Origin of the sequence: Halomonas saccharevitans, from assembly GCF_900116405.1 — a bacterium.
GTDB classification, from domain to species: domain Bacteria; phylum Pseudomonadota; class Gammaproteobacteria; order Pseudomonadales; family Halomonadaceae; genus Halomonas; species Halomonas saccharevitans.
In genome coordinates this window covers 78,332-94,114 of the sequence record NZ_FPAQ01000009.1, presented here as the reverse complement: position 1 = coordinate 94,114, position 15,783 = coordinate 78,332, and the positions used below count along the sequence as shown (strand labels likewise).

General features: G+C 64.5%; 11 protein-coding genes, 4 tRNA genes and 1 rRNA gene. All 16 read left to right on the top strand.

Going from position 1 to position 15,783, the window contains the following annotated elements; translation table 11 throughout:
- Positions 1 to 149: 149 nt before the first annotated feature.
- The 16 genes from rrf (at position 150) to rpsL (ending at position 15,781) form a co-directional block, all read left to right on the top strand.
- Positions 150 to 265, top strand: a 5S ribosomal RNA gene (rrf, locus tag BM388_RS06275).
- A gap of 475 nt (positions 266 to 740) precedes the next feature.
- Positions 741 to 1,724: a biotin--[acetyl-CoA-carboxylase] ligase gene (locus tag BM388_RS06270; RefSeq protein ID WP_089848284.1), complete on the top strand. Its 984-nt coding sequence runs from the start codon at positions 741 to 743 to the stop codon at positions 1,722 to 1,724.
- Entirely contained in the window at positions 1,721 to 2,560 is an 840-nt protein-coding gene (locus BM388_RS06265; RefSeq protein ID WP_089848280.1) for a type III pantothenate kinase, read from the top strand. Before BM388_RS06270 ends, BM388_RS06265 begins: the two co-directional genes overlap by 4 nt.
- A gap of 115 nt (positions 2,561 to 2,675) precedes the next feature.
- Positions 2,676 to 2,759 (top strand) — tRNA-Tyr (locus tag BM388_RS06260).
- Positions 2,760 to 2,807: 48 nt separating this feature from the next.
- A tRNA-Gly gene (locus tag BM388_RS06255) sits at positions 2,808 to 2,881 on the top strand.
- A 28-nt stretch (positions 2,882 to 2,909) separates the two neighbouring features.
- Positions 2,910 to 2,984: transfer RNA gene (locus BM388_RS06250), tRNA-Thr, on the top strand.
- 151 nt (positions 2,985 to 3,135) lie between these two features.
- Positions 3,136 to 3,211, top strand: a tRNA-Trp gene (locus tag BM388_RS06245).
- Between the two features lie 72 nt (positions 3,212 to 3,283).
- Entirely contained in the window at positions 3,284 to 3,652 is a 369-nt protein-coding gene (gene secE, locus BM388_RS06240) for a preprotein translocase subunit SecE (protein WP_089848278.1), read from the top strand.
- A gap of 8 nt (positions 3,653 to 3,660) precedes the next feature.
- Positions 3,661 to 4,194, top strand: coding sequence for a transcription termination/antitermination protein NusG (gene nusG / locus BM388_RS06235; RefSeq protein WP_089848276.1), 534 nt, complete (start codon positions 3,661 to 3,663; stop codon positions 4,192 to 4,194).
- A 92-nt stretch (positions 4,195 to 4,286) separates the two neighbouring features.
- Positions 4,287 to 4,718, top strand: a complete 432-nt coding sequence (gene rplK / locus BM388_RS06230) for a 50S ribosomal protein L11 (RefSeq protein ID WP_089848274.1) — start codon at positions 4,287 to 4,289, stop codon at positions 4,716 to 4,718.
- A 2-nt stretch (positions 4,719 to 4,720) separates the two neighbouring features.
- Positions 4,721 to 5,413, top strand: coding sequence for a 50S ribosomal protein L1 (rplA, locus tag BM388_RS06225; protein ID WP_089848272.1), 693 nt, complete (start codon positions 4,721 to 4,723; stop codon positions 5,411 to 5,413).
- A gap of 260 nt (positions 5,414 to 5,673) precedes the next feature.
- Entirely contained in the window at positions 5,674 to 6,177 is a 504-nt protein-coding gene (rplJ, locus tag BM388_RS06220; protein ID WP_071943769.1) for a 50S ribosomal protein L10, read from the top strand.
- Between the two features lie 90 nt (positions 6,178 to 6,267).
- On the top strand, positions 6,268 to 6,639 hold the full coding sequence (gene rplL, locus BM388_RS06215; protein WP_089848270.1) for a 50S ribosomal protein L7/L12: 372 nt from the start codon (positions 6,268 to 6,270) through the stop codon (positions 6,637 to 6,639).
- A 233-nt stretch (positions 6,640 to 6,872) separates the two neighbouring features.
- Positions 6,873 to 10,952: a DNA-directed RNA polymerase subunit beta gene (gene rpoB / locus BM388_RS06210; RefSeq protein ID WP_089848268.1), complete on the top strand. Its 4,080-nt coding sequence runs from the start codon at positions 6,873 to 6,875 to the stop codon at positions 10,950 to 10,952.
- Positions 10,953 to 11,040: 88 nt separating this feature from the next.
- Entirely contained in the window at positions 11,041 to 15,258 is a 4,218-nt protein-coding gene (gene rpoC, locus BM388_RS06205) for a DNA-directed RNA polymerase subunit beta' (RefSeq protein WP_089848266.1), read from the top strand.
- A 148-nt stretch (positions 15,259 to 15,406) separates the two neighbouring features.
- Positions 15,407 to 15,781, top strand: coding sequence for a 30S ribosomal protein S12 (rpsL, locus tag BM388_RS06200; RefSeq protein ID WP_089848264.1), 375 nt, complete (start codon positions 15,407 to 15,409; stop codon positions 15,779 to 15,781).
- The last annotated feature ends 2 nt before the right edge of the window (positions 15,782 to 15,783 follow it).

Sequence of the window (15,783 nt, the reverse complement as noted above, 5' to 3'; positions counted from 1 at the left end):
GGCCGGGTGTGGAAGCGCTGCAAGGCGTTGAGCTAACCGGTACTAATGGCCCGTGAGGCTTGACCATATAACACCCAAGCGGTCTGCCGATGGCAACCGACATGACGGATACGCGAGACGATCTCGTCAGCATGATTCACCGTTTTTCGCCTGACGACCATAGCGTACGGGAACCACCTGATCCCTTGCCGAACTCAGCAGTGAAACCGATCAGCGCCGATGGTAGTGTGGGGACTCCCCATGCGAGAGTAGGTCATCGTCAGGCACCTATTCCGAGAAAACCCCGAGCTCATAAGAGCTCGGGGTTTTTTCATGTGAGCTCAGAAATTGTTGATCGCGCCGGCTCGTCCGGTCAACTGGTATACGGGCCCAAACCGTAACGCCCCCGCCTCAAAGGAGGCGGGGGCGTTTTCGTATGGGCGCATGAAACCGTGGGAGAGCCGATGTGGGCGCGACGGGGTAGGGCGTCACGGTCGGCCGAGAGAGACGCCTTGCTGCGACACACGGGGGGGATCCGCCCGTTCCAGGCATCGGCTCACACGGGGTCAGGGAGTCGGAGCGAGTCGCCTGGAGAAGCGGCTCGCGGTGCCCGTCTGTCGATGCCTGGTGGCCTCAGGGGCCGTTGAAATGCACGCGTGTGGCGATCTCACCCGTTTGTCGGGGGCGTGACTGCTGCACCGCGATTTCCGGGGCCTGCCCCCATCCGCTAGAATGGCTCATTTCCCGTCTGGGGCATGAGCATGACCATCGGTGACCTGATCCGCCTGTTGAGCGACGGCGAGTTCCACTCCGGCGAGCAGCTGGGAGTGCAGCTCGGCGTCTCGCGGGCGGCGGTATGGAAACAGCTGCAGAAACTGGAGTCCCTGGGCATTCCCATGGAGGCGGTGAAGGGGCAGGGGTATCGTCTGATGGAGCGTCTGGAACTGCTCGATGGGCGTGCCGTGATCGCGAACCTGTCCCGGGAGACGCGTCCTCATCTGACACGGCTGTTCGTCGAAGAGACGCTGCCCTCCAGCAATGCCTACCTGCGCGAGCGGTTCGCCCAGGGCGCCGGGCATGGCGAGGTCTGCCTGGTGGAGCAGCAGAGCGAAGGGCGCGGGCGTCGAGGACGTGCCTGGGTCACGCCCTGGGGGCGGACCCTAATGCTCTCGATCGGCTGGCAGGTAGAAGCCGGCGTGGCTGCCCTGGAGGGGCTGAGCCTGGCCCTCGGTGTGGAGCTGGCCCGGGTCCTCGAGCGGCACGGCGCCACACCCCGGCTCAAGTGGCCCAACGACGTGCTGCTGAAGGGGCGCGACGGGGAGCTGGGCAAGCTCGCTGGCATCCTGGTCGAAATCAGCGGGGATGCCGCTGGGCCCTGCGAGGTGGTGGTCGGTATGGGCATCAACGTCGATCTGCCCCAGGCGTTTCGCGAGAGCATCGATCAGCCCGTGGCCGCAGTGCACGACCAGGCGCCGGGGCTGTCACGCAATGCTCTGGCCGCGGCGCTGTTGGACGAACTGCTGCCCCTGCTGGCGGGCTTCGAGCAGCAGGGCTTCGCCGCATGGCGGGATGACTGGAACGCTCGGCATGCCTATGCCGGCTGTGAGGTGGAGATCCTGCAGCGGGGCGAGCGTGAATCGGCGATTGCCGGCGATGTGGATGAGGCCGGTAATCTATGGGTGCGCCAGGGCGAGCGGCAGCTGCGGCTAGCCGGCGGTGAAATCAGCGTGCGGAGGCGGGCATGATCCTGGATCTGGATATCGGCAATACCCTGTCGAAGTGGCGCCTCAAGGATAGCGACAGCAGCGAGATCCGCTCGCGTGGAGCGGTCTGGACCCGTGAGGAGTGGCGACCCGGCGCCGATATCCCGGACCTGGACGTGGTCGAGGCGGTGCGCATTTCCAGCGTGGCACGCCGGGCGGTCCTGGACGAGACGGTGGCGCTGCTGCGCCGCCGTGTGGGCACCGTCCACGTGGCTCGCTCCACCCATGAGGCCCTGGGCGTCTCCAACGGCTATGAGGAGCCCGCCAGGCTGGGCGTCGATCGCTGGATGGGGGCCCTGGCAGGCTACCAGCTGGTGGGCGGCTGCTGTGCGGTGGATTGCGGTAGCGCCATCACTATCGATTTCGTGCTGCCCGGCGGGCGACACCTTGGGGGCTATATACTGCCGGGGCTGCGCCTGATGAAGGAGAGTCTCAAGCTTGGTACCCGCAACGTGGCCATCGATCCAGACAGTGAGGCGGAAGAGTTACTGGAACCGGGGCGGCGAACGGTCGAAGCGGTCAATCACGGCATCTACATGGCGGCGGTCAGCGCGGTCAATCGCATCTACAGCGAGGTGTGCGAGCAGCAGGAAGTTGCGCTTCCCCTGTTGCTGACGGGTGGTGATGCGCGGGTGGTGTCGCGCGGCGTGCAGGCCCCTCATGCGGTGTGGCCGGACATGGTCTATGGCGGGCTCGAGGCCTGTTTCCCGCTGACGGCCTCAGAGCGAGCCGGCCGACTCTCCGGGGCGCCTGAGGTGCCCGCGCCGGTAGCGATGGAAAAGATTCGAGCGGCGCTTGCATTCTCGATGCTGCTTTGACAGAATGCGTCGCGTTCCGGGAAGACGCGCCGGCTCGTTCGGCACGTAGTATCAAGATCCTGATAAATCATAGGCTTGACACCGTGAACAAAGGCGGTAGAATACATCGCCAGTTGGAGGGGTTCCCGAGTGGCCAAAGGGAGCAGACTGTAAATCTGCCGCGAAAGCTTCGAAGGTTCGAATCCTTCCCCCTCCACCAAGTTTCGCCGCACGCGATGCATCGGGTGCAGGTAGCAAGAGTGGGTAGGCGGGCATAGTTCAATGGTAGAACCTCAGCCTTCCAAGCTGATGATGCGGGTTCGATCCCCGCTGCCCGCTCCAGGTATCGAAGGTTGATGCCACGAGTTGTGCTCATGTAGCTCAGGGGTAGAGCACACCCTTGGTAAGGGTGAGGTCGACGGTTCAATTCCGTCCATGAGCTCCATATTGAGAAGGCGAGCCGCGGCTCGCCTTTTCTTTTTCTCCCTCGAGCGACGATGTGTCGGGGGAGGGGTTGTCAGGCGGAGCAGTTTTCGCTATCATGGCGCCCGCTATCGTGAAGGCCGCCTGCAAAGGGCGGTTGCGGAAGCAGATACAGGCCAGTAGCTCAATTGGCAGAGCAGCGGTCTCCAAAACCGCAGGTTGGGGGTTCGATTCCCTCCTGGCCTGCCAGTCTTCCCCAGGCTGGCGATATCTCATATACTTTCATGTTTCGATTGCCGCACCCTGAGGAGTCTCGTTTTCATGAAGCATAACGCCGAGGTGCAAGAGTCGCGCCACGACGGGCTCAAGTGGGCGGTTGTCGTCACTCTGCTGGTCCTTGCCGTGGTCGGCAATACCTATTTTGCCGACCAGGCACTTCTCTATCGTGTGCTCGGTGTCGTCGTGCTTAGCGTGGCGGCGGCGCTGGTGGCGCTGACCACGACCAAGGGTCGTGATCTGCTCGAGCTCGCCAGGAGTGCGAAGAAGGAAATTCAGCGCGTCGTCTGGCCGACACGACCCGAGACCATCCAGACCACCGCCATCGTGCTGGTGGCCGTGCTAGTTGTCGGGTTGATGCTCTGGCTGATTGATACCCTTCTTGGCTGGGCGATGTCCGGCGTCATCGGTTAGGAGTTTTCATGTCCAAGCGTTGGTATGTCGTCCACGCCTACTCCGGCTTCGAAAAGCATGTCATGCGCTCGCTCACCGAGCGCGTGAAGATGTATGGCATGGAGGATCGCTTCGGCGAGATTCTGGTGCCCACCGAAGAAGTCGTCGAGGTGCGTGACGGCAAGCGTCGCAAGAGCGAGCGCAAGTTCTATCCCGGCTACGTGCTGGTCGAGATGGAGATGGATGACGAGACCTGGCACCTGGTCAACGAGACCCCACGCGTCATGGGCTTTATCGGCGGTACCAAAGAGAAGCCGGCGCCCATCACTCAGCGTGAGGCTGACGCCATCCTCAGTCGCGTCAAGGATGGCACCGACAAGCCGCGGCCCAAGACGCTGTTCGAGCCGGGTCAGTCGGTTCGCGTCACTGACGGGCCCTTCGCCGACTTCAATGGCGTCGTCGAAGAGGTCAATTACGACAAGAGCCGTGTGCAGGTCAGCGTGCTGATCTTCGGCCGCTCCACGCCCGTCGAGCTGGAGTTTGCCCAGGTCGAGAAGGAATAACCTTCCGCCCACACCGTTTTCGTGGCGGCCGCCCGAGGGCGGCCGTGTAAACCGGGGAGCCGCAAGGCGCTACTACCCAACTGGAGTCCATCATGGCCAAGAAAGTACAGGCTTATATCAAGCTGCAGGTGGCAGCCGGCAAGGCCAATCCGAGCCCCCCCGTGGGTCCGGCACTGGGTCAGCACGGTGTCAACATCATGGAGTTCTGCAAGGCGTTCAACGCTGCGACGCAGGACATCGAGGTCGGCCTGCCGACCCCCGTGGTCATCACCGTCTACTCCGACCGCAGCTTCACCTTCGTCACCAAGACCCCGCCCGCGGCGGTCCTGCTGAAGAAGGCCGCTGGCATCAAGTCCGGCTCCGGTGAGCCGAACAAGACCAAGGTCGGTACCGTGACCCGCGAACAGCTCGAAGAGATCGCCAAGACCAAGGAGCCGGATATGACGGCTGCCGATCTCGACGCCGCGGTGCGTACCATTGCTGGTAGTGCCCGCAGCATGGGCCTGAACGTGGAGGGTCTCTGATCATGGCTAAACTGTCCAAGCGCGCGCAGCAGATTCGCGAGAAGGTCGACGCCAGCAAGGCCTACTCCCTCGACGAGGCCGTGGCACTGCTCTCCGAGCTCTCCACCGTCAAGTTCAAGGAATCCCTGGACGTCGCCATCAATCTCGGCGTCGATCCGCGGAAATCCGATCAGGTCGTGCGTGGCGCCACCGTCATGCCCAATGGTACCGGCAAGGACGTGCGTGTTGCCGTCTTTACCCAGGGTGCCAACGCCGAAGCCGCCAAGGAAGCCGGTGCCGACATCATCGGCATGGACGACCTGGCCGAGCAGGTCAAGAAGGGTCAGCTCGACTTTGACGTGGTCATCGCCTCGCCGGACGCCATGCGCGTCGTCGGTCAGCTGGGTCAGATCCTCGGTCCGCGCGGCCTGATGCCGAACCCGAAGGTCGGTACCGTGACCCCGGACGTCGCCACCGCGGTCAAGAACGCCAAGGCCGGTCAGGTGCGCTTCCGTACCGACAAGAACGGCATCATCCATACCACTCTGGGCAAGGTCGATTTCGACGCCGCCGCCATTCAGGGCAACCTGGAAGCGCTGGTCGCCGACCTGAAGCGGCTCAAGCCGAGCACGTCCAAGGGTGTCTATTTCAAGAAGTTCACCGTGTCCACCACCATGGGCCCGGGTCTTACCATCGATCATTCCGCCCTGGTCTAACCGGGCGTCGATCGAGACGATTGCAGGAACTTTGCGGTCCCCGTGCCGGGCTATCCTCGCCGGCGGGGCACCGTCAAAGACCGCAGGTGCCGCTCCTCTTCGGAAGAGCGGCTTAATCTTCCCCCGGGAAGGCCTGCGCAGATGGTGTGGCCGCCAGATATCTGGTGAGCACCATCACCCAGGACTCCCGACCTCCGGTCGGGAGAGATGGTAACCACCGGAATCCTCTCGCGAGGTTCCGGCACGAAGGAGTGATCACTGTGCCACTAGCACTCGAAGGCAAGAAGGCAATTGTTGCCGAGGTCAGTGAAGCGGCCAAGGATGCGCTCTCCGTCGTAGTTGCCGACTCTCGTGGCGTCGCGGTCAGCGCGATGACCGACCTGCGCAAGCAGGCCCGCGAGAACGGCGTGCAGATCCGTGTTGTTCGCAACACCCTGGCACGCCGCGCCCTGTCCGGAACTCCTTGGGAGATTCTGGACGAGACCTTCTCCGGTCCGACCATGCTGGCCTTCTCCTATGAGCACCCGGGCGCCGCTGCCCGCCTGTTCAAGGAGTTCGCCAAGGGTCAGAAGGAGTTTGAGGTCAAGGCGCTGGCCTACGAAGGTGAGCTGATCCCGGCAAGCGACATCGACCGTCTGGCAACTCTGCCGACCTACGATGAGGCGATCGCCAAGCTGATGTCCGTCATGAAGGAAGCTTCTGCCGGCAAGCTGGTCCGTACCCTCGCGGCGCTGCGCGACCAGAAGCAGGAAGAGGCCGCCTGAACGGCGAACTCTTGCGCTCAGCCTGAATCGAACATTGAATCCCCGAGCCATCGCGATGCCGAGGCTCCCGCAAAGTTAGGAATCTAGACAATGGCACTGACCAAAGAAGACATCATCAACGCCGTCGCCGACATGTCCGTGATGGAAGTGGCCGAGCTGATCGAGGCCATGGAAGAGAAGTTCGGTGTCTCTGCTGCCGCTGCTGTCGTGGCCGGCCCGGGTGGCGCTGAAGCCGCCGTCGAGGAAGAGCAGACCGAATTCGACCTGGTGCTGACCGGCGCAGGCGACAAGAAGGTCAACGTCATCAAGGCCGTCCGCGAGATCACTGGCCTGGGCCTGAAGGAAGCCAAGGGTGCCGTCGACGGCGCACCGGCGACCATCAAGGAAGCCATGTCCAAGGACGACGCCGAAGAGGCGAAGAAGAAGCTGGAAGAAGCCGGCGCGAGCGTGGAGCTCAAGTAACCCTTGTGCCCATGGCTTCACGCGCTGCGTAAGCTTCCACGGCTGGTGGCGGGTCACCCGCTGCCGGCCTTTTTCTGTTGTAACTAGACGGTCGCCCCCTCGGGCAACCGCTAGCCGAATTCCGACGGCGAGCCTCCTGGTGGAGGCTTGCCGTCAGCGCCTGACGGAGCCGTACCCGTCGGGTGACGCCGACACGCATCGGTCACCCATGGTGAACAAGCTGGGGAATACAGATGGCTTACTCATACACTGAGAAAAAACGCATCCGCAAGGATTTCGGCAAACTGCCCCAAGTGATGGATGTGCCTTACCTGCTGGCCATCCAGCTTGATTCCTACTACGAGTTTCTCCAGCAGGATCGCTCACCCGAAGAACGCATGGAGATCGGCCTGCACGCCGCCTTCAAGTCGGTCTTTCCGATCGCGAGCTTCTCCGGCAACGCGGCCCTTGAGTATGTCAGCTACCGTTTCGGCACCCCGGCCTTCGACGTCAAGGAGTGCCAGCTGCGTGGCGTCACCTATTCGGCCCCCCTGCGCGTCAAGGTCCGCCTGATCATCTATGATAAGGACTCGTCGAACAAGGCGATCAAGGACATCAAGGAGCAGGAAGTCTACATGGGGGAGATCCCCCTGATGACCGAAAACGGTACCTTCGTCATCAACGGTACCGAACGGGTCATCGTCTCCCAGCTGCACCGTTCGCCCGGCGTGTTCTTCGACCATGACAAGGGCAAGAGCCACTCGTCTGGCAAGCTGCTCTACTCGGCCCGCGTGATTCCCTACCGCGGCTCCTGGCTCGACTTCGAGTTCGATCCCAAGGACAGCGTCTTCGTGCGCATCGACCGCCGCCGCAAGCTGCCGGCCACGGTGCTGCTGCACGCCCTGGGCATGAGCGCCGAGGAGATCCTCGCCGAGTTCTTCGAGTTCAGCACCTTCCACATCGAGAAGTCCGGCTTCTCCGTGGAGCTGGTGCCGTCGCGCCTGCGCGGTGAGACCGCCACCTTCGACATCAAGGACGGCGACGGCAACGTCATCGTCGAGGAGGGGCGCCGGGTCACCCAGAAGCACATCCGCCAGCTGGAGAAGGCCGGTCTCGAGCGCCTCGACGTGCCGATGGACTACCTCTTCGGCAAGACCCTGGCCAAGGATCAGGTCGATCCCAACACCGGCGAGCTGATCTGCTCCTGCAACAGCGAGATCACCCCTGAGCTGCTGGAGAAGCTCGGCCAGGCCGGCGTCACCAGCCTCGAGACCCTCTACACCAACGATCTCGACTGTGGCCCCTTCATCTCCGACACCCTCAAGCTGGATACCACCGGGTCCCGCCTCGAGGCACTGGTCGAGATCTATCGCATGATGCGTCCCGGCGAGCCGCCCACCAAGGAGGCCGCCGAGACGCTGTTCACCAACCTGTTCTTCAGCGAAGATCGCTACGACCTGTCGGGCGTGGGCCGCATGAAGTTCAACCGTCGCCTGCGTCGCGACAGCGACACCGGTTCGGGCGTCCTCGACCAGCGCGACATCCTCGACGTGCTGCGCGAGATGATCGCCATCCGTAACGGCTTCGGCGACGTCGACGACATCGACCACCTGGGCAACCGCCGCATCCGCTGCGTCGGCGAGATGGCCGAGAACCAGTTCCGCGTGGGCCTGGTGCGCGTCGAGCGTGCGGTCAAGGAGCGCCTCTCCATGGCCGAGAGCGAAGGCCTGATGCCCCAGGACCTGATCAACGCCAAGCCGGTCGCGGCGGCGGTGAAGGAGTTCTTCGGCTCCAGCCAGCTCTCCCAGTTCATGGACCAGAACAACCCGCTCTCCGAGGTCACCCACAAGCGCCGCGTCTCTGCGCTTGGCCCGGGCGGCCTGACCCGCGAGCGGGCCGGCTTCGAGGTGCGTGACGTTCACGCCACCCACTACGGCCGTCTGTGCCCGATCGAGACGCCGGAAGGCCCGAACATCGGCCTGATCAACTCGCTGGCCACCTACAGCCACACCAACAGCTACGGCTTCCTCGAGACGCCGTACCGCAAGGTCGTGGACAGCCAGGTGACCGACGACGTGGTGCACCTCTCGGCGATCGAGGAGGGCGACTTCGTCATCGCCCAGGCCTCCGCCACCGTGGACGAGGGCGGCAAGCTGGTCGACGACCTGGTCCAGGTCCGTCACCGCGGCGAGACCACCTTCATGCGTCCCGAGCAGGTCACGCTGATGGACGTCTCGCCGCGCCAGGTGGTCTCCGTGGCCGCGGCCCTGATCCCCTTCCTCGAGCACGATGACGCCAACCGCGCCCTGATGGGGGCCAACATGCAGCGTCAGGCGGTGCCGACCCTGCGTGCCGACAAGCCCCTGGTGGGCACCGGAATGGAGCGCTTCGTGGCCCGTGATTCCGGCGTCTGCGAAGTGGCCCGTCGCGGCGGGGTGATCGACTCGGTCGACGCCAAGCGCATCGTGGTGCGGGTCAACGAGGACGAGATCATCGGCGGCGAGGCCGGCGTCGACATCTACAACCTGACCAAGTACCTGCGCTCGAACCAGAACACCTGCCAGAACCAGCGCCCGATCGTGCGCCCCGGTGATCGGGTGTCGAGTGGCGACATCCTGGCCGACGGCCCGTCCGTCGACATGGGTGACCTGGCCCTGGGCCAGAACATGCGCATCGCCTTCATGCCGTGGAACGGCTACAACTTCGAGGACTCCATCCTGCTCTCCGAGCGGGCGGTCCAGGAAGACCGTTTCACCACCATCCACATCCAGGAGCTGACCTGCGTCTCGCGCGATACCAAGCTGGGACCGGAGGAGATCACCTCCGATATTCCCAACGTCGGCGAGTCGGCGCTGGGCAAGCTGGATGAGGCCGGCGTGGTCTACATCGGTGCCGAGGTCGGCGCGGGCGACATCCTGGTCGGCAAGGTCACGCCCAAGGGCGAGACCCAGCTGACGCCGGAAGAGAAGCTGCTGCGTGCGATCTTCGGCGAGAAGGCCTCCGACGTGAAGGACACCTCCCTGCGTGCCCCGACCGGCATGAAGGGGACCGTCATCGACGTCCAGGTCTTCACCCGTGACGGCGTGGAGAAGGACTCCCGGGCGCTGTCCATCGAGCAGATGCAGCTCGATGAGGTCCGCAAGGACCTGCAGGAGACCTACCGCATCGCCGAGGATGCCACCTTCGAGCGCCTGCAGCGCACCCTCGTCGGTCAGGCCGTCAACGGCGGGCCGAAGCTGAAGAAAGGCGACGTGCTCTCCGACAGCTACCTCGAGGAGCTGCCGCGTCAGCAGTGGTTCAAGCTGCGCATGCAGGACGAGGCGCTCAACGAGCTGCTGGCCCAGGCCGACGAACAGCTCGAGAACCGTCGCAAGGAGATGGACGAGCGGTTCGAGGACAAGAAGCGCAAGCTCACCCAGGGCGACGACCTGGCGCCGGGCGTGCTCAAGATCGTCAAGGTCTACCTGGCGATCAAGCGTCGCCTGCAGCCGGGCGACAAGATGGCCGGCCGTCACGGTAACAAGGGTGTCATCTCGGCGATCATGCCGATCGAAGACATGCCCTTCGACGGCTACGGCGAGCCCATCGACGTGGTGTTGAACCCGCTGGGCGTTCCGTCGCGGATGAACGTCGGTCAGATCCTCGAGACTCACCTGGGCATGGCCGCCCGCGGCCTCGGGGTCAAGATCGAGCACATGCTGCGCGACGCCCGTGAGCAGCAGGTCGGCCAGATCCGCGAGTTCCTCGGCCAGGTCTACAATGCCAGCGAGGGCACCCGCGTCGAAAACCTCGACCTGCTTTCCGACGATGAGGTGATCGCCCTGGCGAAGAACCTCAAGGGCGGCGTGCCGATGGCGACGCCGGTGTTCGACGGCGCCCAAGAGGGCGAGATCAAGCATCTGCTGCGCCTCGCCGACCTGCCGGATTCCGGTCAGACGACCCTGTACGACGGGCGGACCGGCGACGCCTTCGACCGTCCAGTCACGGTGGGCTACATGTACATGCTGAAGCTCAACCACCTGGTGGATGACAAGATGCACGCGCGTTCCACCGGCTCCTACTCGCTGGTCACTCAGCAGCCGCTGGGCGGCAAGGCGCAGTTCGGGGGCCAGCGCTTCGGGGAGATGGAGGTCTGGGCCCTGGAGGCCTACGGCGCGGCCTATACGCTCCAGGAGATGCTCACGGTCAAGTCCGACGACGTGGAGGGTCGCACCAAGATGTACAAGAGCATCGTGGACGGCGACCACACCATGCAGGCGGGCATGCCGGAATCCTTCAACGTGCTGGTGAAGGAAATCCGCTCGCTGGGTATCGATATCGAGCTGGAAAGCTGAGGCCGTACCGCCTGCGCTTCACAGAATGACGGTCCGCGGGGGTGGCAACGCCCCCGCCCATGACAACTCCGCAACGGAGCCGACCCCCATGAAAGATTTGGTGAAAGTCCTCAAATCGCAGTCGCAGTCCGAAGAGTTCGACGCGATCAAGATCACCCTGGCGTCGCCGGACATGATCCGCAGCTGGTCCTACGGCGAGGTCAAGAAGCCGGAGACCATCAACTACCGTACCTTCAAGCCGGAGCGGGACGGCCTGTTCTGCGCCAAGATCTTCGGTCCGGTGAAGGACTACGAGTGCCTGTGCGGCAAGTACAAGCGCATGAAGCACCGCGGGATCATCTGCGAGAAGTGCGGCGTCGAGGTGACCAAGGCCGCGGTTCGCCGCGAGCGCATGGGCCACATCGAGCTGGCGAGCCCCGTCGCGCACATCTGGTTTCTGAAGTCGCTGCCGTCGCGCATCGGCATGTTCCTCGACATGACCCTGCGCGACATCGAGCGCGTGCTCTACTTCGAGAGCTTCATGGTCATCGACCCGGGCATGACCACCCTCGAGCGTGGCCAGCTGCTCAACGACGAGCAGTACTTCGAGGCCCTCGAGGAGTTCGGTGACGACTTCGACGCCCGCATGGGTGCCGAGGCGGTCCAGGCGCTGCTCAAGGACATCGATCTCGAGGAGGAGATCGGTCGCCTGCGCGAGGAGATCCCGCAGACCAACTCCGAGACCAAGATCAAGAAGCTCTCCAAGCGCCTCAAGCTGCTCGAGGCCTTCCAGGGCTCGGGCAACGACCCGGCGTGGATGGTCATGGAGGTGCTGCCGGTGCTGCCGCCGGACCTGCGTCCGCTGGTGCCGCTGGACGGTGGCCGCTTCGCGACCTCGGATCTCAACGATCTTTACCGTCGCGTGATCAACCGCAACAACCGCCTCAAGCGGCTGCTCGACCTCAATGCGCCGGACATCATCGTGCGCAACGAGAAGCGCATGCTGCAGGAGTCGGTGGATGCGCTGCTCGACAACGGTCGTCGCGGCCGGGCCATCACCGGGTCCAACAAGCGCCCGCTGAAGTCGCTCGCCGACATGATCAAGGGCAAGCAGGGGCGTTTCCGTCAGAACCTGCTGGGCAAGCGCGTGGACTACTCCGGCCGCTCGGTGATCACCGTCGGCCCGACCCTGCGCCTGCACCAGTGCGGCCTGCCGAAGAAGATGGCGCTGGAGCTGTTCAAGCCGTTCATCTACTCCAAGCTGCAGTCCCTCGGCTATGCCTCCACCATCAAGGCCGCCAAGAAGATGGTCGAGCGCGAGCTGCCGGAGGTGTGGGACATCCTCGCCGACGTCATCCGCGAGCACCCCGTGCTGCTCAACCGCGCCCCGACCCTGCACCGCCTCGGCATCCAGGCCTTCGAGCCGCTGCTGATCGAGGGCAAGGCGATCCAGCTGCACCCGCTGGTCTGTGCCGCCTACAACGCCGACTTCGACGGCGACCAGATGGCGGTGCACGTGCCGCTGACCCTGGAAGCCCAGCTCGAGGCCCGCGCGCTGATGATGGCCACCAACAACGTGCTGTCACCGGCTAACGGCGAGCCGATCATCGTCCCGTCCCAGGACGTGGTGCTGGGTCTGTACTACATGACCCGCGAGCGCATCAACGCCAACGGCGAGGGCATGGTGTTCTCCGGCCTCGACGAGGTGGAGCGCGCCTTCGGCACCCAGAACGTGGCCATGCACGCCCGCGTCAAAGTGCGCCTTGACGAGGTCGAGATCGACGAGGAGACCGGTGAGAAGAGCGAGCATCGTCGCCTCTACGACACTACCGTCGGTCGTGCGCTGCTGTTCCGCATCCTGCCCGATGGCGTGCCCTTCGAGCTGGTCGACCAGCCGATGAAGAAGAAGGCCATCTCGAAGCTGATCAACGAGGTGTACCGCCGTGCCGGCCTCAAGCCGGCGGTGATCTTCGCCGACCAGCTGATGTACACCGGCTTCCGCATGGCCACCTGGTCCGGCGCCTCCATCGGCGTCAACGACTTCGTCATCCCGGACGAGAAGGCCGAGATCGTCGAGGCGGCCGAGGACGAGGTGAAGGAGATCGAGGACCAGTTCTCCTCCGGTCTCGTCACCGCCGGCGAGAAGTACAACAAGGTCATCGACATCTGGGCCCGTGCCAACGACCAGGTCGCCAAGGCGATGATGACCGGTATCTCCAAGGAGACCGTGGTGGATCGCGAGGGCAAGGAGGTCGAGCAGGACTCCTTCAACAGCGTCTTCATCATGGCCGACTCCGGCGCCCGGGGTAGTGCCGCCCAGATCCGCCAGCTGGCGGGTATGCGTGGCCTGATGGCCAAGCCGGACGGCTCGATCATCGAGACGCCGATCGTCGCGAACTTCCGCGAAGGCCTCAACGTCCTGCAGTACTTCATCTCGACCCACGGCGCGCGTAAGGGCCTGGCGGATACGGCCCTCAAGACCGCCAACTCCGGTTACCTGACGCGCCGCCTGGTCGACGTGGCTCAGGACATGGTCATCACCGAGCCCGACTGCGGCACCGAGAAAGGCCTGACCCTGCACCCGGTCATCGAGGGCGGCGACATCATCGTCTCCCTGGCCCAGCGCGTGCTCGGTCGCGTGGTCGCCCAGGACGTGGTCGACCCGGCCACCGACGAGGTGCTGATCCCGCGCGATACCCTGCTCGACGAGGCCTGGTGTGCCGAGCTCGATACCATGGGTGTCGACGAGATCGTGGTGCGTTCGACCATCACCTGCCAGACCGCCCACGGCGTCTGCTCGTCCTGCTACGGTCGCGACCTGGCGCGCGGTCATCAGGTCAACATCGGCGAATCCGTCGGCGTCATCGCCGCCCAGTCGATCGGCGAGCCGGGTACCCAGCTGACCATGCGGACCTTCCACATCGGCGGCGCGGCCTCACGGGCCTCCGCGGTGGACAGCGTCCAGGTCAAGCACGGCGGCAAGGTGCGCCTGCACAACATCAAGCACGTCGAGCGTGGCGACGGCAAGCTGGTGGTGGTCTCCCGTTCCAGCGCCCTGGCCGTCGCTGACGACCACGGCCGCGAGCGCGAGTACTACAAGCTGCCCTACGGCGCCGAGCTGGACGTCCGCGACGGCGACCTGGTTGAAGCCGGCCAGGCCGTGGCCAAGTGGGATCCGCACACCCACCCGATCGTCGCCGAGGCCGAGGGCCAGGTGCAGTACGCCGACCTCGACGAAGGCGTCACCATGCACCGCAGCGTGGACGAGCTGACCGGTCTTTCCTCCATCGAGGTGATCGAATCGGCGGCGCGTCCCATGGCCGGCCGCGACAAGCGCCCGCTGATCATGCTCACCGATGCGGCGGGCAAGGCGGTCACCGTGGAAGGTTCCGATACCCCGGTCCAGTACCCGCTGCCCGGCAAGTCGATCATCACCGCCGACAACGGCGCGCGTATCGGCGTCGGTGAAGTCGTGGCGCGTATCCCGGTCGAGGCGACCGGTAACAAGGACATCACCGGTGGTCTGCCGCGTGTGGCCGACCTGTTCGAGGCGCGCAAGCCGAAGGAACCGGCGATCCTCGCCGAGATCAGCGGCGTGATCAGCTTCGGCAAGGAGACCAAGGGCAAGCGTCGCCTGACGATCACCCCGGAGGCCGGCGACCCGTTCGAGATGCTGATCCCGAAGTGGCGCCAGATCGCGGTCTTCGAAGGCGAGTCGGTGGAGAAGGGCGAGGTCATTTCCGACGGCCCGAGCAACCCGCACGACATCCTGCGCCTGCTGGGCATCGCCGAGCTGGCCAAGTACATCACCGTCGAGGTGCAGGACGTCTATCGCCTGCAGGGCGTGGGCATCAACGACAAGCACATCGAAGTGATCGTGCGTCAGATGCTGCGCAAGGTGGAGATCACCGACGCCGGCGACAGCGACTTCATCCCGGGCGATCAGGCCGAGCTGGTCCGCGTGCTCGAGCAGAACGCCCGCCTGGAGCAGCAAGATAAGTTCCCGGCCAAGTACCAGCGGCTGCTGCTGGGTATCACCAAGGCGAGCCTCGCCACCGAGTCGTTCATCTCCGCGGCCTCCTTCCAGGAGACCACGCGGGTGCTGACCGAGGCGGCGGTGACCGGCAAGCGTGACTACCTGCGCGGCCTGAAGGAGAACGTGGTGGTGGGTCGTCTGATCCCGGCCGGTACCGGCCTCACCCACCACGCGGAGCGTCGCCGCAAGCGTGAAGACGCCGAGCGGTTGCTCCACCCGTCGGCCTACGACGTCGAGCAGGAGCTGGGCGCCCAGCTTACCGCGCTGGATTCGGACGACGACGAGATCTGACGTTCGCGTCGCTGCCTGCGCCCTCCCGGGGGGCAGGCTTGACGACGTGGCGCGTCAGCCATTAAAATGCGCAGCCTTTAACAGTGGGGCGGGTACGCCCGCACCCGCTGAGTAAGGCAAGGCAACCCATTGGAGTCAGCTACACACCATGGCAACGATCAATCAGCTCGTGCGCAAGCCGCGCAAGCGCCAGGCCGCCAAGAGCGACGTGCCTGCGCTGCAGGCCTGCCCGCAACGTCGCGGTGTCTGCACCCGCGTCTACACCACCACCCCGAAGAAGCCGAACTCCGCGCTGCGTAAGGTGTGCCGTGTTCGTCTGACCAACGGCTACGAGGTCTCCTCGTACATCGGTGGTGAAGGTCACAACCTTCAGGAGCACTCCGTGGTCCTGATCCGCGGCGGTCGTGTAAAGGACCTTCCCGGTGTGCGTTATCACACCGTGCGTGGCGCCCTGGACACCTCCGGCGTGCAGAACCGTAAGCAGGGCCGTTCCAAGTACGGCACCAAGCGTCCGAAGGCCTGATC